This window comes from Arthrobacter sp. 10N410, from assembly GCF_056394945.1.
In genome coordinates, this window is sequence record NZ_JBFTIP010000009.1 from 62403 (window position 1) to 86548 (window position 24146).

Annotated in this window: 23 protein-coding genes; 14 read left to right on the top strand and 9 right to left on the bottom strand. The window is 67.7% G+C overall.

Translation table 11 applies throughout. From position 1 onward, the window contains the following. Positions 1-4 precede the first annotated feature (4 nt). From AC1DB8_RS15655 to AC1DB8_RS15665, 3 genes are read right to left on the bottom strand one after another with little or no spacing between them, the layout of a single operon-like run. Positions 5-391, bottom strand: coding sequence for a hypothetical protein (locus AC1DB8_RS15655; RefSeq protein WP_441419323.1), 387 nt, complete (start codon positions 389-391; stop codon positions 5-7). Then, positions 388-1107: a LytR/AlgR family response regulator transcription factor gene (locus AC1DB8_RS15660; RefSeq protein ID WP_175323149.1), complete on the bottom strand. Its 720-nt coding sequence runs from the start codon at positions 1105-1107 to the stop codon at positions 388-390. Before AC1DB8_RS15660 ends, AC1DB8_RS15655 begins: the two co-directional genes overlap by 4 nt. Before the next feature lie 27 nt (positions 1108-1134). Further along, positions 1135-2352 (bottom strand): sensor histidine kinase, encoded by a 1218-nt coding sequence (locus AC1DB8_RS15665; protein ID WP_441419324.1) that lies wholly within the window; start codon positions 2350-2352, stop codon positions 1135-1137. A 229-nt stretch (positions 2353-2581) separates the two neighbouring features. Here AC1DB8_RS15665 and AC1DB8_RS15670 point away from each other — a divergent pair, with 229 nt between their 5' ends. Then, the gene (locus AC1DB8_RS15670) at positions 2582-2962 is read left to right on the top strand and encodes a DUF485 domain-containing protein (protein ID WP_441419325.1); all 381 of its coding nucleotides are present in this window, start codon (positions 2582-2584) and stop codon (positions 2960-2962) included. Beyond that, entirely contained in the window at positions 2959-4575 is a 1617-nt protein-coding gene (locus AC1DB8_RS15675) for a solute symporter family protein (protein WP_441419326.1), read from the top strand. The genes AC1DB8_RS15670 and AC1DB8_RS15675 overlap by 4 nt, the downstream gene beginning before the upstream one ends. Before the next feature lie 127 nt (positions 4576-4702). On the opposite strand, the gene AC1DB8_RS15680 is transcribed toward AC1DB8_RS15675, so the two are convergent. Next, the gene (locus AC1DB8_RS15680) at positions 4703-5176 is read right to left on the bottom strand and encodes an Lrp/AsnC family transcriptional regulator (RefSeq protein ID WP_441419327.1); all 474 of its coding nucleotides are present in this window, start codon (positions 5174-5176) and stop codon (positions 4703-4705) included. Positions 5177-5371: 195 nt separating this feature from the next. Between AC1DB8_RS15680 and pdhA the strand changes: the two genes are divergently transcribed. From pdhA to AC1DB8_RS15695, 3 genes are read left to right on the top strand one after another with little or no spacing between them, the layout of a single operon-like run. Beyond that, positions 5372-6550 (top strand): pyruvate dehydrogenase (acetyl-transferring) E1 component subunit alpha, encoded by a 1179-nt coding sequence (pdhA, locus tag AC1DB8_RS15685; protein WP_441419328.1) that lies wholly within the window; start codon positions 5372-5374, stop codon positions 6548-6550. Beyond that, entirely contained in the window at positions 6550-7560 is a 1011-nt protein-coding gene (locus AC1DB8_RS15690; RefSeq protein ID WP_441419329.1) for an alpha-ketoacid dehydrogenase subunit beta, read from the top strand. Before pdhA ends, AC1DB8_RS15690 begins: the two co-directional genes overlap by 1 nt. After that, on the top strand, positions 7557-8960 hold the full coding sequence (locus tag AC1DB8_RS15695) for a dihydrolipoamide acetyltransferase family protein (RefSeq protein ID WP_476893534.1): 1404 nt from the start codon (positions 7557-7559) through the stop codon (positions 8958-8960). Before AC1DB8_RS15690 ends, AC1DB8_RS15695 begins: the two co-directional genes overlap by 4 nt. A gap of 156 nt (positions 8961-9116) precedes the next feature. Here the strand turns inward: AC1DB8_RS15695 and AC1DB8_RS15700 are convergent, their stop codons facing one another. Beyond that, a complete protein-coding gene (locus AC1DB8_RS15700; RefSeq protein ID WP_441419331.1) occupies positions 9117-9743 on the bottom strand; it encodes an SACE_7040 family transcriptional regulator in 627 nt (208 codons plus the stop codon). A gap of 156 nt (positions 9744-9899) precedes the next feature. Here AC1DB8_RS15700 and AC1DB8_RS15705 point away from each other — a divergent pair, with 156 nt between their 5' ends. Genes AC1DB8_RS15705 through AC1DB8_RS15735 form a run of 7 tightly spaced genes read left to right on the top strand, consistent with a single transcriptional unit; the run spans position 9900 to position 17883 of the window. After that, the gene (locus AC1DB8_RS15705; RefSeq protein ID WP_476893535.1) at positions 9900-11507 is read left to right on the top strand and encodes a carboxyl transferase domain-containing protein; all 1608 of its coding nucleotides are present in this window, start codon (positions 9900-9902) and stop codon (positions 11505-11507) included. Positions 11508-11514: 7 nt separating this feature from the next. Then, positions 11515-13704 (top strand): acetyl/propionyl/methylcrotonyl-CoA carboxylase subunit alpha, encoded by a 2190-nt coding sequence (locus tag AC1DB8_RS15710; protein ID WP_476893536.1) that lies wholly within the window; start codon positions 11515-11517, stop codon positions 13702-13704. A 53-nt stretch (positions 13705-13757) separates the two neighbouring features. Further along, complete coding sequence (locus AC1DB8_RS15715; RefSeq protein ID WP_476893537.1) at positions 13758-14921, top strand: acyl-CoA dehydrogenase family protein; 1164 nt, start codon at positions 13758-13760, stop codon at positions 14919-14921. 19 nt (positions 14922-14940) lie between these two features. Then, complete coding sequence (locus AC1DB8_RS15720; protein ID WP_476893538.1) at positions 14941-15711, top strand: CoA transferase subunit A; 771 nt, start codon at positions 14941-14943, stop codon at positions 15709-15711. A 2-nt stretch (positions 15712-15713) separates the two neighbouring features. Continuing rightward, positions 15714-16475 carry a CoA transferase subunit B gene (locus tag AC1DB8_RS15725; RefSeq protein WP_476893539.1) on the top strand — a complete coding sequence of 254 codons (762 nt, stop codon included), beginning with the start codon at positions 15714-15716 and terminating at the stop codon, positions 16473-16475. Continuing rightward, entirely contained in the window at positions 16472-17050 is a 579-nt protein-coding gene (locus tag AC1DB8_RS15730) for a MaoC family dehydratase (RefSeq protein ID WP_476893540.1), read from the top strand. Before AC1DB8_RS15725 ends, AC1DB8_RS15730 begins: the two co-directional genes overlap by 4 nt. Next, on the top strand, positions 17047-17883 hold the full coding sequence (locus AC1DB8_RS15735; RefSeq protein ID WP_476893541.1) for an HpcH/HpaI aldolase/citrate lyase family protein: 837 nt from the start codon (positions 17047-17049) through the stop codon (positions 17881-17883). Before AC1DB8_RS15730 ends, AC1DB8_RS15735 begins: the two co-directional genes overlap by 4 nt. A gap of 83 nt (positions 17884-17966) precedes the next feature. Here AC1DB8_RS15735 and AC1DB8_RS15740 read toward each other — a convergent pair whose 3' ends face one another. Genes AC1DB8_RS15740 through AC1DB8_RS15755 form a run of 4 tightly spaced genes read right to left on the bottom strand, consistent with a single transcriptional unit; the run spans position 17967 to position 21510 of the window. Continuing rightward, positions 17967-18368: a universal stress protein gene (locus AC1DB8_RS15740; protein WP_476893542.1), complete on the bottom strand. Its 402-nt coding sequence runs from the start codon at positions 18366-18368 to the stop codon at positions 17967-17969. After that, positions 18365-19999: a tripartite tricarboxylate transporter permease gene (locus AC1DB8_RS15745; protein WP_476893543.1), complete on the bottom strand. Its 1635-nt coding sequence runs from the start codon at positions 19997-19999 to the stop codon at positions 18365-18367. Before AC1DB8_RS15745 ends, AC1DB8_RS15740 begins: the two co-directional genes overlap by 4 nt. Further along, positions 20000-20503, bottom strand: coding sequence for a tripartite tricarboxylate transporter TctB family protein (locus tag AC1DB8_RS15750; RefSeq protein ID WP_441419341.1), 504 nt, complete (start codon positions 20501-20503; stop codon positions 20000-20002). Continuing rightward, positions 20500-21510 carry a Bug family tripartite tricarboxylate transporter substrate binding protein gene (locus AC1DB8_RS15755; protein ID WP_476893544.1) on the bottom strand — a complete coding sequence of 337 codons (1011 nt, stop codon included), beginning with the start codon at positions 21508-21510 and terminating at the stop codon, positions 20500-20502. Before AC1DB8_RS15755 ends, AC1DB8_RS15750 begins: the two co-directional genes overlap by 4 nt. A 293-nt stretch (positions 21511-21803) precedes the next feature. Here AC1DB8_RS15755 and AC1DB8_RS15760 point away from each other — a divergent pair, with 293 nt between their 5' ends. Beyond that, the gene (locus AC1DB8_RS15760; protein ID WP_476893545.1) at positions 21804-23411 is read left to right on the top strand and encodes a sensor histidine kinase; all 1608 of its coding nucleotides are present in this window, start codon (positions 21804-21806) and stop codon (positions 23409-23411) included. Beyond that, the gene (locus tag AC1DB8_RS15765; RefSeq protein ID WP_476893546.1) at positions 23408-24094 is read left to right on the top strand and encodes a response regulator; all 687 of its coding nucleotides are present in this window, start codon (positions 23408-23410) and stop codon (positions 24092-24094) included. Before AC1DB8_RS15760 ends, AC1DB8_RS15765 begins: the two co-directional genes overlap by 4 nt. The last annotated feature ends 52 nt before the right edge of the window (positions 24095-24146 follow it).

Consider the following 24146-nt stretch of genomic DNA (forward strand, 5'->3'; position numbering starts at 1 on the left):
CGCCTCACTTGTCCCCGGCCAGGTCGCGGTAGCGGGACTCGTTCCGCGCGGCCGTGCGGACGTACAGCCAGGCGCTGAGCCCGATCACCGGGTAGATCCCGGCGCCCAGCAGGACCCAGTCGAAGGGCAGCCCCGCGATCCGCAGCTCGGCCAGGCCAGGCACCAGCCCCAGTATCAGCGCGAAGGCGAGCAGGATGAGCAGGAAACCGGCGGCCACCACGATGCCAAGCCGGAGCTGGGAGCGGATCAGCGAGCGGACGAATACTTGCCCGGCGTCGGATTCCTCGGCGGCCTCGCGCGTGTCGGCGGCCGAGCGCCCGGCGGCGATGCTGCCTGACGCGGCGCTGCCTACCTTGAAGCTGCGCGGTGCGGTGACGCGGACCCGGGTCATGCCTGCGGCCGGATCCGGGTGGCCTCGAGTTTCTCCCGGACCGGCGGCAGGTGCCGGCGGCTGATCGGCAGTTCGGCCCCGGCGACGGTCACGCTGGGACGGGCCGCGGCCAGTTTCATGTGGCCGACGTGGTTCAGGGCGATCAGGTACGAGCGGTGGATACGCAGGAACCCGGCATCGGCCCACTGCTGCTCGAGGTCTGCCAGCGGCACCCGGATGAGGTAGCTGGCGTCCGCGGTATGCAGCCTGGCGTAGTCGCCCTGCGCCTGGACGTAGGTGACGTCCTCGCGCCGGATCATCTTGGTGGTTCCACCCAGATCCACCGTGATCATCTCCGGCGCCGGTGCCCCCTCACGGATCAGCTCACTGATGCGGCCGATCGACCTGGCCAGCCGCTCGGCGCGGACCGGCTTGAGCAGGTAGTCGACGGCCGCCAGCTCGAACGCCTCCAGCGCGCAGTCCTCGTCGGCGGTGACGAAGACGACGGCGGGAGGCTTGGCGCTGCGGGCGATGACCCGGGCGATGTCCAGGCCGGAGAGGGCCGGCATATGGATGTCCAGGAACACGGCGTCGACCTCCTGGGACTCGAGGGCGCGCAGCGCCTCGGCGCCGGAGGAAGCACGGTGGATCGCCCCGATCCGCTCGTCCCGGCCCAGCAGGAAGGCCAACTCCTCGACAGCGGGCAGCTCGTCATCGGCGACGAGGACGTTAATCATGGTTCTAGGGTACTGCCGGGTACGGGCTCAGGCGTCGTGCCGCGGCTGGGACTTGGGCACCCGCATGGTGATCAGGGTGCCCTCGCCCGGCGCCGTCTCGATCACCAGGCCGTTGTCCTCGCCGTACACCTGCCGCAGCCGGGCATCGACGTTGTGCAGGCCGACGTGTTCGCCGTCGCTGTGCCCGGCCAGGACGGCACGCAGTTTCTCCGGATCCATGCCGACGCCGTCGTCTTCGATGGTCACCTCGGCGAAGGCGCCCGAGTCGTTGGCCGTGATGCTGATGTGGCCCGGGCCCTCCTTGGCCTCCAGCCCGTGCCGGACCGCGTTCTCCACCAGCGGCTGCAGGCTCAGGAACGGGATGACGGTGCTGAGCACCTCGGGGGCGATCCGCAGGCTCACCTGCACCCGGTCGCCGAAGCGCGCGCGCTCCAGGAGCAGGTACCGGTCAATGCAGCGCAGTTCCTCGGCCAGCGTGGTGAAGTCGCCGTGCCGGCGGAAGGAATATCGGGTGAAATCCGCGAACTCCACCACCAGCTCGCGGGCGCGGACCGGGTCGGTGTTGATGAAGGACGCGATCGCGTTCAGCGAGTTGTAGATGAAGTGCGGGCTGATCTGGGCCCGAAGCGCACGGACCTCGGCCTCCATCAGCAGCGTCCGGGACGCGTCCAGCTCGGCCAGTTCCACCTGCGTCGCCACCCAGTCGGCCACCTCACTGGTGGCGCGCACCAGCCCCGCGCCGGCCGCCGGGGCGAAGGCCGCCACCACGCCCACCACCCGGGTGCTGGCCTTGATCGGGGCGATCACGACGGCGCGTTCCGTCCCGGGGGCCAGCGGCGCGGCGGCCTTGCCGTTGGCGAGCAGTTGCAGTTCGCCTGCCGGGATCACGGCGGTGTGGCCGCCTTCCAGTACCTTGGCGGCGAGGCCCATCAAGGCGGGCTTGAGCTCTTCGGCGGCACCGTCCCAGGCCAGCACCCCGGTCGTGTCGGTGATCGCCAGGGCATCGCAGCCCAGCAGGCTGCGCAGCTGGCGGCTCGCCTTGGCTGCGCCGGCCGGGTTCAGTCCGGTGCGCAGATACTGGCCGGCGCGGGACGCCGCGTGCAACGTCTTGTAGGTGGCGCGTTCCGCGTCGGTACCCAGCTCGCGGAAGGAGCGCAGGACCTTGAGCCCGACAGCCACGACGACGGCGATTGCCAAGGCGATCACGGCGATCGCCGCGGCGGTGAAGAGGGGAGAGTCCGGCATGCTGCCAGCGTAGCGTGGCGGCCCGCAGGCCGGGGGAGAACACCGGCGGAACGGCCGAAAGGCGCCGTTGGGCGCAGCATCGCGACCGTTGAGCGACGGGAAACACGGCGGTGCTGGAATGTAATACGCATCACGAGGCACAGTGATTGCAGTCACACAAGGCCGGAAGTCTGTTTCCCGGAGCCCGGGGTAACCGGGGGTGGCTCGCCAGTCTCAATGAGGAGGAACGATGGGTCACGAAGCCCAAGAAACGGACGCACCGGCGTTCGTGGACTTCAAGGAAGTCCAATCGACGGAGCAGTTTCAGGAACTGCGTAAACGTCACCGCAGCTTTGTCTTTCCGATGGCCATCGCATTCCTGCTGTGGTACTTCGCCTACGTCCTGCTGGCCGACTACGCGGTGGGCTTCATGTCCACCAAGGTCTGGGGCAACATCAACATCGGCCTGATCCTGGGCCTGCTGCAGTTCGTCTCCACGTTCGCCATCACCGGCTGGTACGTCAGCTACTCGAACCGGAAACTGGACCCGATCGCCGCCGATATCCGCCACGGAATCGAAGGCCACGAGTTCGACAAGCACGGCAACCGAGTGAGCGGAGAAACAAAATGACGTTTATGGTTCCCGCGGTCAACGTTGCGGATCTCAAGGACACCACCGCGCTGAACATGGGCATCTTCGCCCTGTTCGTCGCGATCACCATGGTCATCGTCGTCAGGGCGAGCCGAAACAATAAGACCGCGGCGGACTACTATGCCGCCGGCCGCTCCTTCACGGGCCCGCAAAACGGCACCGCGATCGCCGGCGACTACCTCTCTGCGGCTTCGTTCCTCGGTATCACCGGCGCCATCGCCATCAACGGCTATGACGGCTTCATGTACTCAATCGGTTTCCTCGTCGCGTGGCTCGTCGCGTTGCTCCTGGTGGCCGAACTGCTGCGCAACACCGGCAAGTTCACCATGGCCGACGTCCTTTCATTCCGGCTCAAGCAGCGCCCGGTCCGCATCGCCGCGGCCATCTCGACCTTGGCCGTTTGCTTCTTCTACCTGCTGGCCCAGATGGCGGGAGCCGGCAGCCTGATCTCGCTGCTGCTGGGCATCAGCGACTGGGGCGGCCAGGCGCTCGTGATCGTCGTCGTCGGCGCCTTGATGATCATGTATGTGCTGATCGGCGGCATGAAGGGCACCACCTGGGTCCAGATCATCAAGGCCATGCTGCTCATTGCCGGCGCGGCCGTCATGACCTTCTGGGTGCTGGCCATCTACGGCTTCAACCTCTCCGACCTGCTCGGCGGCGCGGTGGAAACCTCGAAGAACCCGAGCATCCTGAACCCGGGCCTGCAGTACGGCAAGACCGAGACCTCCAAGCTTGACTTCATGTCCCTTGGCCTGGCGCTCGTCCTCGGCACGGCGGCCCTGCCGCACGTCCTGATGCGCTTCTACACGGTTCCGACCGCCAAGGAAGCCCGCAAGTCCGTGGTGTGGTCCATCTGGCTGATCGGTATCTTCTACCTGTTCACGCTGGTCCTGGGCTATGGCGCAGCCGCGCTGGTGGGTGCCGACACGATCAAGGGGGCGCCGGGCGGCGTCAACTCGGCAGCGCCGCTGCTGGCCTTCCACCTGGGCGGACCCCTGCTGCTCGGATTCATCTCCGCGGTGGCGTTCGCCACGATCCTGGCCGTCGTCGCCGGCCTCACGATCACGGCGGCAGCGTCCTTCGCGCATGACATCTATGCCAGCGTCATCGCCAAGGGCAAGGCCGACGCCAATACCGAGGTCAAGGTTGCCCGTCGCACGGTCGTCGTGATCGGGTTGCTCGCCATCATCGGCGGAATTTTCGCCAACGGACAGAACGTCGCGTTCCTCGTAGCACTCGCCTTCGCGGTGGCGGCCTCGGCCAACCTGCCCACGATCGTGTACTCGCTGTTCTGGCGCCGGTTCACCACCCAGGGAGCCATCTGGAGCATGTACGGCGGGCTCGGCTCGGCCATCATCCTGATCGCGCTCTCCCCGGTGGTCTCCGGCGCCAAAACGTCGATGATCCCGGGGGCCAACTTCGCGATCTTCCCGTTGAGCAATCCCGGCATCGTCTCCATCCCGCTCGCCTTCCTGCTGGGCTGGCTGGGCACGGTCCTGGACAAGAAGCTCGAAGACACCACCAAGCAGGCCGAAATGGAGGTCCGCTCCCTGACCGGGGTGGGCGCCGAAAAGGCCACCAACCACTAAACGCCCGGCCGGGCCGCGGACCACAAGCAGGCGGCACCGGCAGGCAATACCAATGACGAGGAGCCCCCGTGCAGTTGCACGGGGGCTCCTCTTTGCCTTGCGGTTGCCAGGCAGCCAGGTGAACGGCTCAGGCCTCCGCGGAGCCGCGTTCCAGCAGCGGCTGGATCCGGAAGGGAATCAGTTCACCCATGGCCAGGGCGGTATCGGTGCGCTCCACGCCGTCGCAGGCGAGGATCTTGCCGTTGATCCGGAAGAGGTCCTCGGCGTCGAGGGCGACCACCCGGAGCAGCAGGTCGGCGGAACCGGTGAGGCCGTAGCCTTCCAGGATTTCTGGGATGCCCGCCAGTTCCACCGCCAATTGGCCCAGTTTCTGCTGCTGGACGTGGACGGAGATGAACGCCATCAGGGGATAGCCCAGGGCGGCCGGGTTGATCCGGCGTTCGAAGGAGAGGAAGACGTGCTTTTTCTCCAGCTGGGCCATCCGGGCCTGCACCGTATTGCGCGACAAGCCCAGCTTCTGCGCCAGTGCCACCACGGTGCGCCGGGGATCCCTCGCCATGGCCGAAAGTAGGCGGGTGTCGGTGCCATCCAAAGCTTGCATAATGCGCAAGGTTAGCACGGTCCCAAAGGGCCAGACAGGGCAGAATGCTCAATTTATTCGAGGGTGGTTGTACCCAATGGCAGTTGTGAGTAGGGTCACAATTATCCGGGGCAACGGCGCCCGGGTGGCCGTCGCGCGTAGGGATCACGAGTCCCGCGGGCAGGGTCAGACGACGTCAGAAGGTGCGGACAAACTGTGTTTACCGACGACGCGGGCAAGGGCGGCATTGCCGCCGGCGGCCCCGGGAACAGTGCAGAATCAAACAGGCGCTCGGGCGGCGATCTCGTCCAGCTCATCACCCCGGGAGGTGAGCGCGTAAGCCATCCGGAGTTCGACTCCTGGGTCCAGGACGTGAGCGACGAACAACTCACCTCGCTCTACGAGGACATGGTGGCCATCCGCCGGATCGACGCCGAGGCCACCGCCTTGCAGCGCCAGGGTGAGCTCGCCCTGTGGCCTCCGCTGCTGGGCCAGGAAGCATCCCAGATCGGCTCGGCACGTGCGCTCCGCGACGACGACTTCGTCTTCCCCAGCTACCGTGACAACGGTGTCGCCTATGTCCGCGGGGTCCAGCCGGCGGACATCGTGAAAGCCTGGCGCGGCAACGCCCTGGCCGGCTGGGATCCCTACACGGTGAACGTGGCGACGCAGCAAATCATCATCGGCGCCCAGTCGCTGCACGCCACCGGGTACGCCATGGGGATCCAGAACGACGGCGCTGATTCGGTGGCCGTGGCCTACTTCGGCGACGGCGCCACCAGCGAAGGCGACGTCAACGAGGCCATGGTCTTCGCGGCGAGCTTCCAGGCCCCCGTGGTCTTCTTCTGCCAGAACAACCACTGGGCCATCTCCGAGCCCGTTATGCTGCAATCCCACATCCAGATCGCGGACCGCGCCTCCGGCTTCGGCATCCCGAGCATGCGTGTCGACGGCAATGACGTGCTGGCCGTCATGGCCGCCACAAGGATCGCCATCGACCGTGCCCGCCGCGGCGGGGGACCCACCTTCATTGAGGCCGTCACCTACCGGATGGGACCGCACACGACGGCGGATGACCCCACCCGCTACCGGGACGCCAACGAGCTCGAGGACTGGGCCGCGAAGGACCCGATCGCCAGGCTGAAGACCCTGCTCGACCGTAAGGGCCTGCTGACCGCAGAGCTGGAAACCGCCGTCGCCGCCAAAGCCGACGCCGTCGCCAAGGAACTGCGCTCCGGCACCATCAACATGCCGGAACCGGCGCCGCTGGACATCTTCAAGCACGTGTACAGCACGCCCAACTCCTCGCTGGAGCGCCAGCAGGACCACTACACCCGTTACCTGGCTTCCTTCGGCGATCCCGCAGAGGCCGCTTCCGAAGAAGGTGCACGCTGATGACGCAGATGACCTTTGCCCGAGCCATTAATTCGGGCCTGCGCAAGTCCCTCGAAAACGATCCCAAGGTGATCCTCATGGGCGAGGACATCGGCACCCTCGGCGGTGTCTTCCGCGTCACCGACGGCCTGCAGAAAGACTTCGGGAAGCACCGCGTGGTGGACACCCCGCTCGCCGAATCCGGCATCCTCGGCACCGCCGTCGGCCTCGCCTACCGCGGCTACCGCCCGGTGGTGGAAATCCAGTTCGACGGCTTCATCTACCCGGCGTTCGACCAGATTGTCAGCCAGGTTGCCAAGATGCACTACCGCACCCAGGGCGCGGTCAAGATGCCGATCACCATCCGCGTGCCCTTCGGCGGCGGCATCGGCTCACCGGAACACCATTCCGAGTCGCCCGAGGCCTACTTCACCCACACCTCGGGCCTGCGCGTCGTCAGCGTCTCCAACCCGCAGGACGCCCACACCATGATCCAGCAGGCCATCGCCTCTGACGATCCGGTGCTCTACTTCGAGCCCAAGCGCCGCTACCACGACAAGGGCGAAGTCGATGAGTCGCTCGACCTCGCCGCCGCCCTGTCCATGGAGAAGGCGCGCGTGGTCACCGAGGGCACCGACGTGACGCTGGTCGCCTACGGTCCGCTCGTGAAGACCGCCCGCGACGCCGCGCTCGCTGCCGCGGATGAAGGCGTCTCCGTCGAGGTGATCGACCTGCGCTCGCTGGCCCCGCTGGACTTCGCGACCCTGGAGGCCTCGGTCCGGAAGACCGGCCGGCTGGTCATCACGCACGAAGCCAGCCAGTCCGGCGGCCTCGGCGCCGAAGTGGCCGCCAGCATCACGGAACGCTGCTTCTACCACCTCGAAGCGGCGCCCGTCCGGGTGACCGGCTTCGATGTCCCGTACCCGTATTCAAAGCTTGAAATGCACCACCTGCCGGGCCTGGACAGGATCCTCGACGGCGTCGACCGGGCCCTGGGCCGCCCCAACTCCCTTAGCGGGCTGGAAGGATGACCGCCACCATGATCAAGGAATTCCGGCTTCCGGACCTCGGCGAAGGCCTGACGGAATCAGAAATCGTCGCGTGGAAGGTGGGCGTCGGGGACACCGTCACGCTTAACCAGATCATCGCCGAGGTGGAAACAGCCAAGGCCGTCGTCGAGCTGCCCTCGCCGTTCGCCGGCGTCGTGACGGCGCTGCATGAGCAGCCGGGCACCGTGGTTGAGGTCGGCAAGCCGATCGTCTCCTTCGAGATCGAGGGCGACGACGGCGGCGGTGACTCCGGGGAAGCCCCCGCCAAGCGGGAACCGAACCTGGTCGGCTACGGCGCCGTGCTGGAAGGCTCCGGCCGTCCGGCCCGCCGCGCCCGCAGCTTCGCCGCCGCGGCAGCCCCGACGGCTCCTGTGGCAGCTCCCGCTGAAACCCCGGTTGCCGCGCCGGTCGTGGCAGCCGTGCAGACCGTGGCCGAACCCGCGCCGGTGGCAGACACCCATGGCGCTGACACCACTCCGGCAGAGCGTCCGCGCTCCACGCCGCCGGTGCGCAAGCTGGCCAAGGACCTCGGCGTCGACCTCGCAGCCATCACCGGCACGGGGGAGCGCGGGCTCATCACCCGCGATGACGTCCGGAACTTCGTTGGCGGCGGCGACCTTCCGGTGGCGCCCCAGGAACTCGCCGGCGGCCAGGCCGCTGCGCCGGCACCGGTACAGGGCGAGCGGGAAACCCGGACCCCGATCAAGGGCGTGCGGAAATTCACCGCCGCGGCCATGGTATCCAGCGCCTTCACGGCGCCGCACGTCACCGAGTTCCTGACCCTCGATGTCACGCCCACCATGGAACTGCTGGGCCGGCTCAAGGCCAGCCGCTCGTTCGCGGGCTACAAGCTGACACCGCTGACGCTGGTGTCCAAGGCTGTGCTGATCGCGCTGCGCAACCACCCGACGCTCAACGCCCGGTGGGACGAGGCCAACCAGGAGATCGTCCAGTTCAACTACGTCAACCTCGGCATCGCGGCCGCCACGCCGCGGGGGCTGACCGTGCCGAACATCAAGGACGCGGACCAGATGTCGCTGCTGCAGCTGTCTACCGCGCTTACGGAGCTGACTGAGACCGCCCGGGCCGGCAAAACGGCCCCGGCGGACCTCTCCGGCGGGACCATCTCCATCACGAACATCGGCGTCTTCGGCATCGACGCCGGCACGCCCATCCTCAACCCCGGCGAGGCCGCCATCCTGGCTCTCGGCGCGGTGCGGAAGATGCCGTGGGAGTACCAGGACGAGGTGGCGCTGCGCCAGGTCATGACGCTGAGCCTGTCCTTCGACCACCGGCTGGTCGACGGCGAACAGGGCTCCCGCTTCCTGCAGGACCTGGGCGCCATCCTGGCCGATCCCGGCATGGCGCTGGCGATGGTCTAGGCACTTCGGGGCCGGGCATCCACGCTATGGGTGCCCGGCCTTTTGCCGTCCGGGGGCACTTTGAGGGCAATGTTCGACGGCTGGCCCTGGTTGTCGGCGTGTCCGCGCCGATGTGCCCCGGAGTGCTGCGGGGTTGAGCCGAGAAGAGGCCAGCCCTCAGCCGAGCGGGCGCGGTGTGGCCGGCGCCGTCAAGGCGGCCAGGGCCATGCTTTCCAGCAGCGGCCGGGCCCGTTTGAGGGCCATCCGGCGTCCGTGGTTGCGTACCGAATGCGGCGTGGAGTTGATCAGGCCGAAGGTGGCGTGCGCGCGCATCCGCAGCTCGGCCGGATCGGTGTCCGGGTGCAGCCCGGCCAGGACGTCCACCCAGAGCTCGACGTAGTTGCGTTGCAGGGTGCGGACCTCGGCCTCGTCGTCGTCGTCGAGGTTGCTGAAGTCCTGGTCCTGGACCCGGATGACGTCCGGGTTGCTGAGCGCGAAGTCCACGTGGAATTCGACCAGCCCGGCGAGGGCCGCGGCGGCACCCTCGGATCCGGCCACCACACTGCGGCCGCCCTCCAGCAGGTCCTGGCTGACACTGAGCAGCAGGGCCCCGAGGACCGCCTGCTTGCCGGCGAAGTGGCGGTACACGGCGGGCCCGCTGACCCCGGCAGCGGCGCCCAGGTCCTCCAAGGAAACGCGGTTGAAGCCGTCCGCTGCGAAGAGGGCGGCCGCCGCAGTGAGCAGCGCCTTCCGGCGGTTCTCCTTGGCCTGGCTTCGCTGGGTTGTCTGGCTGGACTCGGTCACCGGCGTCCCTCTCGACTGTCCTGTGTTGAGACTATCCTGTGTTGGACATCACAGTTAATAGAGACTAACCTAAATCTCAGTTATGCGTTACTAACCGAAATGGCCGGGACGCCCCACGGGGGCGGGCACCGCACGGCCGGGGACGGAAAGCAGTCAATGGAGACAATCGCCAGCCAGCTGGACGCGGGCAGCCCGGGCTATGCCGCGAACCGCGAGGCGCAGCTCGGCCTGGCCCGGGAGCTGAAGGACCGCCTCGCCGCCGTCGCGCTGGGCGGGCCGGAGAAGTCCCGGCAACGGCACGTGGCACGCGGCAAGCTGCTCCCGCGGGAACGGATCGACCGGCTGCTCGACGACGGCAGCCCCTTCCTGGAGATCGCCCCGCTGGCGGCCGAGGGCATGTACAACGGCGACTCGCCGGGCGCCGGGGTGATTGCCGGGATCGGCCTGGTCCACGGCCGCCAGGTCCTGGTCATCTCCAACGACGCCACCGTCAAGGGCGGCACCTACTATCCGATGACGGTGAAGAAGCACCTCCGGGCGCAGGAAATCGCGCTGGAGAACCGGCTGCCCTGCATCTACCTCGTGGACTCCGGCGGCGCCTTCCTGCCAAAGCAGGACGAGGTCTTCCCGGACAAGGAGCACTTCGGCCGGATCTTCTTCAACCAGGCCAAGATGTCCGCAGCCAAGATCCCGCAGATCGCCTCGGTGATGGGCTCCTGCACCGCCGGCGGCGCCTACGTTCCCGCGATGAGCGACGAGACCGTGATCGTCCGCAACCAGGGCACCATCTTCCTCGGCGGCCCGCCGCTGGTGAAGGCCGCGATCGGCGAGATCGTCACGGCCGAGGAACTTGGCGGCGGCGAGGTGCACTCCAAGATCTCCGGCGTCACCGACCACCTCGCCGAGAACGATGAACACGCCCTGCAGATTGTCCGGGACATCGTCTCCACCCTGCCGAAGCCGGCGGCCCCCGTCTGGGACGTGGACACCGTCGTCGACCCCGTTGCCGACCCGGACGAGCTGTACGGAGCGGTGCCCACCGACGTCAACGCGCAGTACGACGTCCGCGAGGTTATCGCCCGGCTGGTGGACGGCAGCCGCTTCCACGAATTCAAGAAGAACTACGGCACCACCCTGGTCACCGGCTTCGCGAAGCTGCACGGCCACCCCGTAGGCATCGTGGCGAACAACGGCGTGCTCTTCAGCGAGTCCTCGCTCAAGGGCGCGCACTTCATCGAACTCTGCGACCAGCGCGGCATCCCGCTGATCTTCCTGCAGAACCTCTCCGGCTTCATGGTCGGCAAGGACTACGAGCAGGGCGGCATCGCCAAGAACGGCGCCAAGATGGTCACCGCCGTCGCCACCGCCCGGGTTCCCAAACTCACGGTGGTGATCGGCGGGTCCTTCGGCGCCGGTAACTACTCGATGTGCGGCCGCGCCTTCTCGCCGCGCTTCCTCTGGATGTGGCCGGCTTCCCGGATCTCGGTGATGGGCGGCAACCAGGCCTCCAGCGTGCTCGCCACCGTCAAGCGGGACCAGTACGAGGCCCGCGGCGAGGAATGGTCCGCCGCGGACGAGGAAGCTTTCAAGGCCCCGATCAAACAGCAGTACGAGGACCAGGGCAGCCCCTACTACTCCACCGCCCGCCTCTGGGACGACGGCGTGATCGACCCCGCGGACACCCGCACCGTCCTGGGACTGGCGCTCGACGTCGTCTCCCGCACCCCGCTGCCGGAGACCTCCTTCGGCCTGTTCCGGATGTGAGCCAGCAATGACTACTTTTTCGTCGACTACTTCTCTTCCCGCACCCCGGAAGCCGCTCTTCGGCACCGTCCTCGTCGCCAACCGCGGCGAGATCGCCTGCCGCGTGATCCGCACCCTCCGGGCCCTCGGCATCCGTTCCGTGGCGGTCCATTCCGACGCCGACGCCGACGCCCGCCACGTGCGCGAGGCGGACGTCGCCGTCCGGATCGGCCCCGCGGCCGCCACCGAGAGCTACCTCAAGATCGAGGCCATCATCCAGGCCTGCCGGGACACCGGCGCCGACGCCGTGCACCCCGGCTACGGCTTCCTGAGCGAGAATGTCGACTTTGCCCGCGCCCTGGAAAAAGCCGGGATCACGTTCATTGGGCCCGGCGTCGAATCCCTGAACGTCATGGGAGACAAGATCCGCTCCAAGAACCACGTCACCGGCTACGGCGTCCCCGTGGTTCCGGGCATCGCCGAACCCGGCATGAGCGACGCGCAGCTGATCGAGGCGGCGGCCGGCGTCGGATTTCCGCTGCTGATCAAGCCCTCCGCCGGCGGCGGCGGGAAGGGCATGCACGTCGTCGAACGGCCTGAGGACCTGGAAGCCACGCTGGCCACCGCCCGCCGGGTGGCGGCGAGTGCCTTCGGCGACGACACCCTGTTCCTGGAACGGCTCGTCACCACGCCGCGCCACATCGAGGTCCAGGTGCTGGCGGACAACCACGGCAACGTCATCCACCTCGGCGAGCGTGAGTGCTCCCTGCAGCGCCGGCACCAGAAGGTCATCGAGGAGGCACCCTCGCCGCTGCTCGAAACCCTGCCCGACGGGGCGGACATCCGTGCCCGGATTGGCGAGGCCGCCTGCCAGGCCGCACGCAGCGTCAGCTACAGCGGCGCCGGCACCGTGGAGTTCCTCGTCTCGGACAACGCCCCGGACGAGTTCTTCTTTATGGAGATGAACACCCGGCTGCAGGTCGAACACCCGGTCACCGAGATGGTCACCGGCGTGGACCTGGTCGAATGGCAGGTGCGGATCGCCGCCGGGGAGGAACTCACCCTCCGCCAGGACGACGTCGTGCTGACCGGACACTCGGTGGAGGCCCGGGTATACGCCGAGATACCGGAGAAGAACTTCCTTCCATCCATCGGACGCGTCGTGCTGCTGGACGAAGAGCCGGATGCCGCAGCGGGCCGCGTCCGAGTCGACTCGGCCCTGCTGGAGGGCCTCCAGATCTCCAGCAGCTACGACCCGATGATTTCCAAGGTCATCGCCTGGGGCGGGGACCGGGCGGAGGCCCTGGACACCCTGGACCGGGCGCTCGCCGGGTACACCGCCCTGGGCATTGACACCAACGTCGAGTACCTGCGGCTGCTGATCAATGACGCCGATGTCCGCGCCGGACGCCTCGACACCGGCCTGATCGAACGCAAGATGCCCGAGTTCACGTTCCGGCATGCGGGCGACTTCGAGGTGGCCGCTGCCTCCGTCTTCGCCGCGGCGATGCGGGAACCCGATTCAGTTGACGCCGGGGAAGGACCTTGGCGCCGCCGTGACGGCTGGAGGCTCGGTGCAGCTGCCCCGCGCCGGATCAGTCTCGGAACGCCCGACGGCGGAATCGCCACCGTTGAGGTGTCCGGCTCGCTAGGGCGGGGGACTGCGACGGTCAGCGTCAATGGCGGCCCGCAACGCACAGCATCGTTGGGTTTCGCCGGGCGCAACCAGGCAGAGGTGACCCTCGGCGGGGAAGCCCGACGGTTTTCCCTTGCACAGGTGTCCACGGGCCCCCACCACCCGGGGCCGGACAGCCCTGCGCCCACCGACATATTCCTCGGCAACGACGGCTGGTCCTGCCGCCTCGAGGTGCTGAGCCGCGAGGCCCGGCTCGCCCGGGTGCTGGCCGCCGTCGAACGCGAGGAAGGCGCCGCCGACCCGGCGGTGCGCTCGCCGATGCCCGGCACCGTGGTGTCCGTCTCGGTCAGCAACGGCGAGACCGTGACAGCCGGCCAGGTCCTGCTCTCGGTGGAGGCCATGAAGATGGAGCACCAGCTGGTGGCGCCGCTGGACGGCACCGTCCACATCAGCGCCGGCACCGGAGACCTCGTCAAGGCGGACCAGGTGCTGGCCACCATCCACCCCGCCGTCCCCGCCCAGCCGTCGAAAGCCGAAGACACGATCGAAGAAGCCGTCATCGCCATGGGCGCGGCGGACTAGCCCCGCACGCCGACCACCACACCACAGCCACACCAGACACAGGAGTCACCCCCATGCCAGATTTTGAACTCAGCGAGGACTACCAGGACCTCAGCAACACCGTCCGCGAATTCGCCGACCAGGTGGTGGCCCCGGTTTCCGCCAAGCACGACGAAGAGCACAGCTTCCCCTACGAGGTCGTCTCGCAGATGGCGGACATGGGCCTGTTCGGCCTGCCGTTCCCGGAAGAGTTCGGCGGCATGGGCGGGGACTACTTCGCCCTCGCCCTGGCCCTGGAACAGCTCGGCCGGGTGGACCAGTCGGTCGCGATCACCCTCGAGGCCGGCGTCTCGCTCGGCGCCATGCCGATCCACCGCTTCGGCACTGACGCGCAGAAGCAGGAATGGCTGCCGCTGCTGGCCTCCGGCAAGGCGCTCGCAGGCTTCGGCCTAACCGAGCCCGAGGCCGGCTCCGACGCCGGCGGTACCAAGACCACCGCGCGCCTCGAGGGCGGGGAGTGGGTCATCAACGGGAACAAGGAGTTCATCACCAACTCCGGCACCGATATCACCAAGCTCGTCACGGTCACCGCGGTGACCGGCCAGGAGGAACGCCCGGACGGAAGCATCAAGAAGGAAATCTCCACGATCCTGGTGCCCGCCGGCACCCCCGGATTCACGGCGGAGAAGGCCTACAACAAGGTCGGCTGGAACGCCTCGGACACCCACCCGCTGACCCTCGACAACGTCCGTGTCCCCGAGCAAAACCTGCTCGGCACCCGGGGCCGCGGCTACGCGAACTTCCTCTCCATCCTCGACGAGGGCCGGATCGCGATCGCCGCCCTCGCCGTCGGCGCCGCCCAGGGCTGCGTGGACCAGTCGGTGAAATACGCCAAGGAGCGCAGCGCCTTCGGCCAGAACATCGGCAAGTACCAGGCCATCGCGTTCAAGATCGCCCGGATGGAAGCCCGCGCCCACACCGCCCGCCTGGCCTACTACGACGCGGCCGCCCGGATGCTCGCCGGCAAGCCGTTCAAGACACAGGCGGCCATCGCTAAGATGGTCGCAGGCGAGGCAGCCATGGACAACGCGCGGGACGCCACCCAGGTGTTCGGCGGCTATGGCTTCATCAACGAATTCACCGTGGCGCGCCACTACCGCGACTCCAAAATCCTCGAAGTCGGCGAGGGCACCACGGAGGTCCAGCTGATGCTGATCGCCCGCGAACTGGGACTGTAGCCGGCCGGAAGGGTCACCGATGATCAACAAAGTTGTTGCCAGCGCCGCCGAGGCCGTCGCGGACATCCCCGACGGCGCCTCCCTCGCCGTCGGCGGCTTCGGGCTGTGCGGCATCCCGGTGGCGCTAATCGACGCCCTGCATGAGAGCGGCGCGACCGACCTGGAAACCGTGAGCAACAACTGCGGCGTGGACGACTGGGGGCTCGGCATCCTGCTCAAGGACGGCCGGATCCGCCGCACCATCAGCTCATACGTGGGGGAGAACAAGGAATTCGCCCGGCAATACCTGGCCGGCGAACTCGAAGTAGTCCTCACCCCGCAGGGCACGCTGGCCGAGAAGCTGCGGGCCGGCGGAGCCGGCATCCCGGCCTTCTACACGCCCGCCGGCGTCGGGACCCAGGTCTCCGACGGCGGCCTGCCGCAGAAGTACGACGCCGACGGGACCGTCGCGATCGCCTCCGCGGCCAAGGAAGTCCGCAGCTTCCACGGCGCCGACTACGTGCTGGAGGAGGCACTGACCCCCGACTTCGGGCTGGTGCACGCCTGGAAGGGCGACCGGCACGGCAACCTGGTGTTCCATGCCACCGCGATGAACTTCAATCCGCTCTGCGCCATGGCCGGCCGGATCACTCTCGCCGAGGTCGAGGAGCTCGTGGAACCGGGGGAGCTGGACCCGGAGCACGTCCACGTCCCCGGTATCTTTGTGCAGCGGGTGGTCCTGGCGCCGCAGGCGGAGAAACGGATCGAAAAGCGCACCACCTCCAGCACCACCGAGAAGGCAGGAGCATAGCCGTGGAGACGAACAACGCGCAGGGCGCGCCGCCCAGGCCCGAAGCGGTCCGGCACGAATACCGGCGCTCCGCCGTCGAACACCCCGCCGGTGTGCAAGGCAAGGGCTGGACGCGCAACGAACTGGCCGCCCGGGTGGCCCAGGAGCTGCATAACGGCCAGTACGTCAACCTCGGCATCGGGATGCCCACGCTGATCCCCAACTACATTCCGGCCGGCGTCGAGGTGGTGCTGCACTCGGAGAACGGGATCCTCGGCGTCGGGCCCTACCCGGCCGAGGACCAGGTGGACCCGGACCTGATCAATGCCGGCAAGGAAACGGTCACCGTCAACAAGGGCGCCGCGTTCTTCGACTCGGCCGCATCCTTCGGCATGATCCGCGGCGGCCACGTCGACGTGGCGGTGCTCGGCGCCATGGAAGTGGCGCAGAACGGGGACCTCGCCAACTGGATGATCCCCGGCAAGATGGTCAAGGGCATGGGCGGGGCGATGGACCTGGTCTTCGGCGCCAAGAAGGTGATCGTGATGATGGAGCACGTGGACCGCAACGGCAACCCGAAAATCGTGGAACGGTGCACCCTGCCGCTGACCGGCAAGGGCTGCGTCGACCGGATCATCACCGACCTTGCCGTGATCGACGTCGTGACCGAAGGCGGCAAGTCCCGGCTGGTGCTTCGCGAGCTGGCGCCCGACGTCACCGCGGAGGACGTGGCCGCGGCCACCGGCGCCGAACTCTTCGAGGAAGACCAGGAACTCACCGTATGACAACGAATGCAGCGCCCGGGCCCGGAACCGGCCGCCGGGTGATTGAACAGCGCGGCCTCTACTTCGACGAACTTGAAGAGGGCGTGCTCTACGCGCACCGGCCCGGCCGGACCGTGACGGAGACGGACAACGTCCTGTTCACTACCATGACCATGAACACCCAGGCGCTGCACCTCGACGCCGCCTGGAGCGCCGGACAGCCGTTCGGCCAGCGGCTGATGAACTCCATGTTCACCCTCGCCACCCTGGTGGGGCAGTCCGTCCCGCAACTGACCCAGGGAACCATCATCGCGCAGCTGGGACTGACCGACGTGTCCTTCCCGCACCCGCTGTACCACGGGGACACGCTCTACACGGAGACCGTGGTCACCGGCAAGCGGCTCTCCTCGTCCCGGCCAGGCCAGGGCATCGTGACCATGCAGCACACCGGCCGGAACCAGGACGGCGTCGTGGTGGCCCTAGCGACCCGCAGTTGCCTGATGTGGACGCGGGAGGCGCATGCCTCACAGCAGGAACCGGCGCAGCAGGCACCGGGGCAGAAAGACGCAGCCGAAAAGGGGACAATCGAAGCATGAGCTTCCTGATGGGCCCCGCCCTGCTGTTTTGCCCCGCCGACCGACCCGAGCGCTACCAAAAGGCCGCCGAGCGCTCCGATGCCGTCATCGTGGACCTCGAGGACGCCGTCGCGCCGGCCGACAAGCAGCGCGCCCGCGGCGCCATTCTCGCCCAGCTCGGCTCCGCCGGGGACGTCCCCGAACTGGATCCCAGCCGCACAATCATCCGGCTCAACCCGGCCGGTACGGAGGAGTTTGAAAAAGACCTGCACTGCCTCAAGCACACCCCCTACCGGCACGTGATGCTTGCCAAGGCCGAAAGCGCCGCCCAGCTCAAAGAGCTCGAGGGCTACAGCGTGATCGCCTTGTGCGAGACGGCCGCCGGCATCGTGAATGCCGCCGCTATCGCCGCGGAACCCAACGTGGTGGGCCTGATGTGGGGCGCCGAGGACCTGCTCGCCTCACTTGGCGGCACCTCCAGCCGGAGCGACGACGGCGGCTACCGCGCCGTGGCGTTGCACGCCCGCTCCACCGTGCTGCTGGCCGCCCGCGCGTTCGGCAAGGAAGCGATCGACTCCGTCTACGTCAACATTCCCGACCTCGACGGCCTCGGAGCCGAGGCCCGCGACGCCGTCGCGTCCGGCTTCGGCTCCAAGGCCTGCATCCACCCGAACCAGGTGGCCGTCGTCCGGGACGCCTACGTCCCGTCTGAATCCGACGTCGCCGCGGCCACCGAACTGCTCCGCGCCGCCGCTGCCGCCGGAACGGGCGTGTTCCAGTATCAGGGCAAGATGATCGACGGTCCGATCCTCAAGCACGCCGAAGCCACGCTCCGCCGCGCCGGACGCCCCTGACAACTGCCCTCGCGAGATGACACTTCGCGGCAATGCTGCACCCAGGCATTGCCGCGAAGTGTCATCTCGGGCTTAGGGCCCGGTCAGGGCTGGTGGCCGGCCTTTACGGCAAGCACCGGGCAGCCTGCCTCGAGGAGGATCTGCTGGGCCGTGCTCCCCATGATGAGTTTCCCCACCGGGGTGCGCCGCCGAAGGCCGATGACGATCAGGTCCGCCCGGTGCTGTTCTGCTGCCTGCAGGACCTCGGTGGCTGCGTCGTTTCCACGGACCGGCTGCTGGACGAGGTGCTCGATGCCCTCGTTCTTCAGCCGTTCCTCGATCCCGACGATCTCCTCATCCTCGGCGTAGCGCTTGTCCACGAGGGCGTCGCCCCGTGAGGAATTGATCACCACCAGGAGTTTCGCATCCTTGCGGGCCTGGCTGATGGCTGCTTCGAGTGCCGCCGTTCCCTCCGGAGTGGGAAGGTAGCCAACGATGATGCTCATGGTCGCTCCTGTCGTCCTGCTGCTGTGTTTCGGGTGCTGTCCAGATCGCGGTCATCGAAGGGGTGGGGCTTCGCGCCACCGGCGTCTGTCCGGTCAGGGTCAGCCTCCGGCGTGGCGTGCATGCCGGCAAACGCCGGCTCCGCCTGTGGCCGCGACCTGCGCCAGGCCTTCAGCAGCAGCGGCCACGCCAGGATGATCGCCACGATGACGTAGATGCCGACGGCGATCGGCTCGCTCCACAGACCGGCCGGGTCCCCGGCGCTGAGCTGCAGTGTTTTGCGCAGCTGGCCTTCGACCCGGGGGCCCAGGATCACTCCGAGGATGAGCGGCAGGACCGGCAGGCCGAACCGGCGCATCATGAACCCGAGCGCGCCGAGCACCAGCAGGATCACCAGGTCGAACGCCTGCAGGTTCACGGAGTAGGCGCCAAGGGTGGCGAAGAACAGGATCCCGGCGTACAGGTAGGGTCGCGGCAGTTGCAGGAGTTTTGCCCAGAGCGGTGCCAGCGGCAGGTTGATGACCAACAGCAGGAAGTTTCCGATGAAGAGGCTGGCAATAAGGGCCCACACCAGCGGTCCTTCGCTCTCGAACAGCTGCGGCCCCGGCTGGATGCCGTACGAGGTGAAGGCCGCCAGCATCACGGCGGCGGTGGCGTTGGTCGGCAGCCCCAGCGCCAGCATCGGGGTCAGGGTGCCGGCCGCCGCCGCGTTGTTGGCGGCTTCCGGTCCGGCGACACCCTCGATGGCGCCCTTGCCGAACTCCTCGGGGTGCTTGGTGAGCCGCTTTTCCGTGACGTAGGACAGGAAGGTCGGGATTTCCGCGCCCCCGGCGGGCAGCGCACCAAACGGGAAGCCGAGCACGGTTCCACGCAGCCACGGCTTCCAGGACCGCTTCCAGTCCTCTTTGCCCATCCAGGGCTGCCCCACCGGGATGATGTGGAGCGGGGTCCGGCGAAGGTGGGCGGCCACCCACAGGGCTTCGCCCACGGCGAAGATGGCCACGGCCACCACCACGATGTCGAGCCCATCACTGAGCAGCGGCTGGCCGAACGTGAGGCGCGCCTGCCCTGTGACCGAGTCCATTCCGACCAGCCCAATCGCCAGGCCAAGGCCCAGCGAGGCGAAGCCACGGAGGCGGGAGGAGCCGAGCACTGCGGTGACGGCCAGGAGCGCCAGGACCATGATGGCGAAGTAGCTCGGCGATCCGAGGCTGACGGCGAATTTGACCACAATGGGTGCGCAGACCGCGAGGAGGGCGGTGCCGATTGTCCCGGCCACGAAGGAACCGATGGCCGCGGTGGCCAGCGCCTGGGCGGCCCGACCGGCCTTGGCCATCTTGTTGCCTTCAATGGCCGTGACCACGGACGAGGACTCACCGGGGGTGTTGAGCAGGATCGAGGTGGTGGATCCGCCGTACATGCCGCCGTAGTAGATGCCGGCGAACATGATGAAGGCGCTGGTGGGCTCCAGCACGTACGTGACGGGCAGCAGCAGCGCCACGGTCATCGCCGGGCCCAGTCCCGGCAGGACGCCGACGGCGGTGCCAAGGACCACGCCGATCACGGCGTAGAGGAAATTCATGGGGGTCAGGGCGGTGGCGAAGCCGTCCATCAAGGAACTAAAGACGTCCATTTAGAGGATCCCTTCCAGCAGCCCGGCGGGTAGCGAAATTCCGAGGCCGAGGTAGAAGCCATAGAAAGTGAGCAGGGACAGGGCAACGGAGATCAGCCCGTCGCGGACGTAGTGCCGGCTGCCGAGGGCCCAGACGCTGCCCCAAAAGAGAACGGTTCCGGAAATGACCCAGCCGGCCCAATCAATGATCAGGACGTTGGCGATGAACGCGCCCGCGAGGGGAAGCACGGTCTTCCAGTCGGCCGGATGGGACAGGTCGACGTCTTCGCCGCCTTCAGTCTCGCCGTGTCCGCCCCGCAGGACGTTGATGGCCAGCATCACTGCGCACACGATCAGCAGGCCGGCCACGATGTAGGGGACCGTTTTCGGGCCGACCGGGTCCGATTTGGAGTACGGGGTTACCAGGCCGACGGCGTCCCATAGGACCACCCCGCCGGCCGCCCCGAGCAGGAGGGCGACCCCCAGCTCGGAGCGGCCTTTGAGCCTGGAAGTCAAAGACGTCACGCCAGTCCAAGCTTCGTCAAGACATCGGCCACGCGCTTGTCCTGCTCGGTCAGGAAGGACTTGAATTCGTCACCGGTGAGGAAGGCGTCGGACCAGCTGTGCGACTTGAGGGCCTCCTTCCACGAAGCGGTGCCGTGCATCTTCTCCAGGGCAGCAATCAGGGAAGCCTTGTCGGCGTCGCTGATGCCGGGAGGGGCAACAACACCGCGCCAGTTGCTGAAGACCAGGTCGATGCCGGATTCCTTGAGCGTGGGGGCGTCGACGCCGTCGAGGCGCTTCTCCCCGCTGGTCGCCAGCACGCGGACTTCGCCGGACTCGATCTGCTTCAGGTACTCACCGGCACCGGAGGCGGCGAAGCCGAGCTTGTTGCCGAGGATGGCCGGAAGGAGATCGCCGCCGCCGTCGTAGGAAACGAAGTTGACCTTAGTCGCGTCGATGCCGACTGCACCGGCCAGCTGCATGGGGAGAAGGTGGTCGGGTCCGCCGGGGGAGGAGCCGCCGCCTACGCTGATCGATCCGGGATTGGCCTTCCAGGCGGCCACCAGGTCCTTGATGGTTTTATACGGGGAGTCCTTGGCGACCATGATCGCGCCTGGCTCTTCGATGAGTCGGGCCAGCGGAGTGGTGTCCGTAAGCTTCGACCCGGACTTGTTGGTGTAGCTCGCGCCGACGACGCCGAGGCCCATCAGCATGGCGAGGTCGCCGTTGCCCTTCTCGTTGACCACGCGGGCCAGGCCAACCGTACCGCCGGCGCCGGCGAGGTTGAAGACCTCCGTGTTGCTGGCGATCTTCTCGTCGTCGAGGACCTTCGCGGCGGCGCGGGCCGTGGTGTCGTAACCTCCGCCCGGGGTGTTGGGCACCAGGATCTGTAGGCCCGTGATGGGCCCCGCAGCGGCTCCGGAGCTGGCCGTACCGGTGGAGCTCTTGCCGGTGGCACCGCAGCCGGTGGCCATCAGCGCGATGCCGGCAGCGACGGCGGCAATTCGCAATGCGCGGATTTGGCGCATGTTTCCTCTTCTCAAATTTGGTTAGTCAATAATCGGCCAGCGGACTGACCGGTGGTTTGATGTTAGGGGCCGACGTGACGGGGGCCACTCTTGTGTACGCAGAGAAAGTTAAGTTCATTTCGTTCACGTTTCCGGCACTTCACATGGCCCGCAGCGGAGCGGAAGCGGCACCGTTGGGTGGGGTATAGTTCACGGCACCGCCGCGGATTGTGATGCACAGACGCGCCGTTCCCGCGCTCCCGCGGCGTGGCAAGCACCCTGAGGAAAGACAGTTCGTGACTCGACGAAGAGGAATGTCCCTGGCAGGACAGTATCTGGTTCTGCAGTTGCTTATTGTCATGGCCGTGTTGGTGGGCGTCGTCGCTATTTCGCTGGCGCAGTCTGCTGCCGCCTTCGAGCGCATCGAGGGCCGCCGGGCGTTGTCCGCCGCCGAAGCGCTGGGCAGCAATCCCGCCGTCCGGGCGTTGCTTCCCGCGGCAGAGCCGGCAAAAGGCTCGGCCCTGCCGTCGGTCGCGGAATCCGTCCGGACGGTTTCCGGGTCATCGCAGGTCGCGCTCGCCAAGTTGGACCGCACGGTTGTGGCCTCCTCAGACCCGTCCTTGCTGGGCCGCTCGCTGCAACTAGGGGAGAGCCGCGTCATGGAGGGACGGGCCTGGACCGGTGTGGTGGGAGGAACGGGCACCGTCCTGCTCTCAGCCCACGTTCCCGTCCTGGACGATTCCGGCACCATGATCGGCATTGCCTCGATCGGCCGGAACTACCCTTCCGCGTGGGAACGGCTGGGCGACGCCATCCCCAACCTGCTGACTTACCTGGGCGTCGCCAGCGTGCTCGGCGTCGCCGGCTCCTTGTTGCTCTCCCGCAGGGTGAAGCGGCAGACCCTCGGCATGGAGCCGAGCGAAATCTCCGGCCTGGTGGAGAACCGCGAGGCGATGCTTTTCGGGCTCAAGGAGGGAGTGGTGGCACTGGACCTCCGAGGACGGATTACCGTGGCGAACGACAGCGCCCGGGCGCTGCTGGGCCTGCCGCCGGACTGCGTGGGCAAGGACCTGGCCGGGCTCCCGGTTGAACCGGCGCTCAAGGAAGTGATGACCGGCGAACAGCCGGGCCAGGACCAGATGGTTTTGGTGGGGGAACGACTCGTGGTGCTGAACCGGGTGCCCATTCGTTCGAAGGGCCGGGTTATGGGTTCCGTCGCTACCTTGCGTGACCGGACGGAGCTCTCGTCACTGGAACGCGAGCTTGGTGCAACGCGTACGGCCACGGACACCCTCAGGGCGCAGGCCCACGAGTTCGCAAACCAGCTGCACGTCATTTCGGGACTGATCCAGATTGGCGAGTACGACTCCGTGGTGCAGTTCGTCAACGGCGTCACCGTGGACCGGACGCGGCTCAGCGACGACGTGACCAGCCGCATCCAGGACCCGGCGCTCGCCGCTTTGCTCATCGCCAAGTCGAGCCTCGCCGTGGAGCGCGGAGTGCTGCTGCAGCTGGACCCCGCGTCGTCACTGTCGCGGGTGGGGGACGAACTTTCCCGGGACCTGACCACCGTCGCCGGAAACCTCGTGGACAACGCACTCGACGCCGTCACGGGGGCAACGGAGGCCTCTGTCCGGGTCCTTGTCGAGGACAGCCAGGGGGAAGTTGTCGTGACCGTGAGGGACACCGGCCCGGGCATTGACGGCGCGGAGGCCGATGAGATCTTCCGCCAGGGGTTCAGCACCAAGCAACCCGGTCCCGACGGCGGCCGGGGCTTTGGCCTGGCCCTCTCGCGCGTGGTCTGCCGGCGCAGCGGCGGAAGCCTCACAGTGGCTAACGACGGCGGGGCAGTCTTTACGGCCCGGCTGAAAAGGACGCCGGCCAAGCGGGCGCCGGGGAAAGGAAAGGTGGGCAGGCTGTGATCAATGTCCTCATCGTCGACGACGACTTCATGGTGGCAAAAGTCCATTCCGGATTCATTCAGCGCACACCCGGCTTCGCCGTCGTGGGCCTGGCGCACACCGGAGCCCAGGCGCTCGCCGAAACCGCCCGGCTGCAGCCTGATTTGGTCCTTCTCGACATTCACCTCCCCGACATCAATGGGCTGGACCTGATGGCCAGGCTGCGGGAGACGGCGCCGGAACTGGACGTGCTGGTGATCAGCGCGGCCCGCGAGGTCGAGACCGTCCGCCGGGCACTGCGGGGCGGGATCGTGCATTACCTGATCAAGCCGTTTTCGCAGTCGGACCTGCAGGAGCGGCTGGAGCACTATCGCAACGCCTACCAGGGGCTGGACCAGGCCAAGGACGTGGCCGAACAAGCGGACGTGAACCGCGTCTTCGGGCTGGAACGCACCGAGCGCGGGGAGCGGACGGAAATCCGCCTCCCCAAGGGGTGCAGCGCCGAGACCCTGCGGCGGGTGGTCGACGTGCTTCAGGCGGCCGAGGCGGATCTCTCGGCGGCCGAAGTCGCGGACCTGCTGGGCACGTCCCGCGTCAGCGCCCGCCGCTACCTGGAGTACCTGCACGACGAGGCGAGGGTGGGCGTCCGCCTCAAGTACGGCGCGGGCCGTCCCGAACGACGCTACGAGCTGAAGCCGGCGTGACGCCGCCGGTGTCCGTGTAATCGCCGAGCTGACAGATCACGGCAGTGTTCCT

Bases quoted from the DNA above. Each gene is read 5' to 3' on its own strand.
- AC1DB8_RS15655 (WP_441419323.1), bottom strand. From the start codon at position 391: ATGACCCGGGTCCGCGTCACCGCACCGCGCAGCTTCAAGGTAGGCAGC.
- AC1DB8_RS15660 (WP_175323149.1), bottom strand. From the start codon at position 1,107: ATGATTAACGTCCTCGTCGCCGATGACGAGCTGCCCGCTGTCGAGGAG.
- AC1DB8_RS15665 (WP_441419324.1), bottom strand. From the start codon at position 2,352: ATGCCGGACTCTCCCCTCTTCACCGCCGCGGCGATCGCCGTGATCGCC.
- AC1DB8_RS15670 (WP_441419325.1), top strand. From the start codon at position 2,582: ATGGGTCACGAAGCCCAAGAAACGGACGCACCGGCGTTCGTGGACTTC.
- AC1DB8_RS15675 (WP_441419326.1), top strand. From the start codon at position 2,959: ATGACGTTTATGGTTCCCGCGGTCAACGTTGCGGATCTCAAGGACACC.
- AC1DB8_RS15680 (WP_441419327.1), bottom strand. From the start codon at position 5,176: ATGCAAGCTTTGGATGGCACCGACACCCGCCTACTTTCGGCCATGGCG.
- AC1DB8_RS15690 (WP_441419329.1), top strand. From the start codon at position 6,550: ATGACGCAGATGACCTTTGCCCGAGCCATTAATTCGGGCCTGCGCAAG.
- AC1DB8_RS15695 (WP_476893534.1), top strand. From the start codon at position 7,557: ATGACCGCCACCATGATCAAGGAATTCCGGCTTCCGGACCTCGGCGAA.
- AC1DB8_RS15705 (WP_476893535.1), top strand. From the start codon at position 9,900: ATGGAGACAATCGCCAGCCAGCTGGACGCGGGCAGCCCGGGCTATGCC.
- AC1DB8_RS15710 (WP_476893536.1), top strand. From the start codon at position 11,515: ATGACTACTTTTTCGTCGACTACTTCTCTTCCCGCACCCCGGAAGCCG.
- AC1DB8_RS15715 (WP_476893537.1), top strand. From the start codon at position 13,758: ATGCCAGATTTTGAACTCAGCGAGGACTACCAGGACCTCAGCAACACC.
- AC1DB8_RS15720 (WP_476893538.1), top strand. From the start codon at position 14,941: ATGATCAACAAAGTTGTTGCCAGCGCCGCCGAGGCCGTCGCGGACATC.
- AC1DB8_RS15730 (WP_476893540.1), top strand. From the start codon at position 16,472: ATGACAACGAATGCAGCGCCCGGGCCCGGAACCGGCCGCCGGGTGATT.
- AC1DB8_RS15735 (WP_476893541.1), top strand. From the start codon at position 17,047: ATGAGCTTCCTGATGGGCCCCGCCCTGCTGTTTTGCCCCGCCGACCGA.
- AC1DB8_RS15740 (WP_476893542.1), bottom strand. From the start codon at position 18,368: ATGAGCATCATCGTTGGCTACCTTCCCACTCCGGAGGGAACGGCGGCA.
- AC1DB8_RS15745 (WP_476893543.1), bottom strand. From the start codon at position 19,999: ATGGACGTCTTTAGTTCCTTGATGGACGGCTTCGCCACCGCCCTGACC.
- AC1DB8_RS15755 (WP_476893544.1), bottom strand. From the start codon at position 21,510: ATGCGCCAAATCCGCGCATTGCGAATTGCCGCCGTCGCTGCCGGCATC.
- AC1DB8_RS15760 (WP_476893545.1), top strand. From the start codon at position 21,804: ATGTCCCTGGCAGGACAGTATCTGGTTCTGCAGTTGCTTATTGTCATG.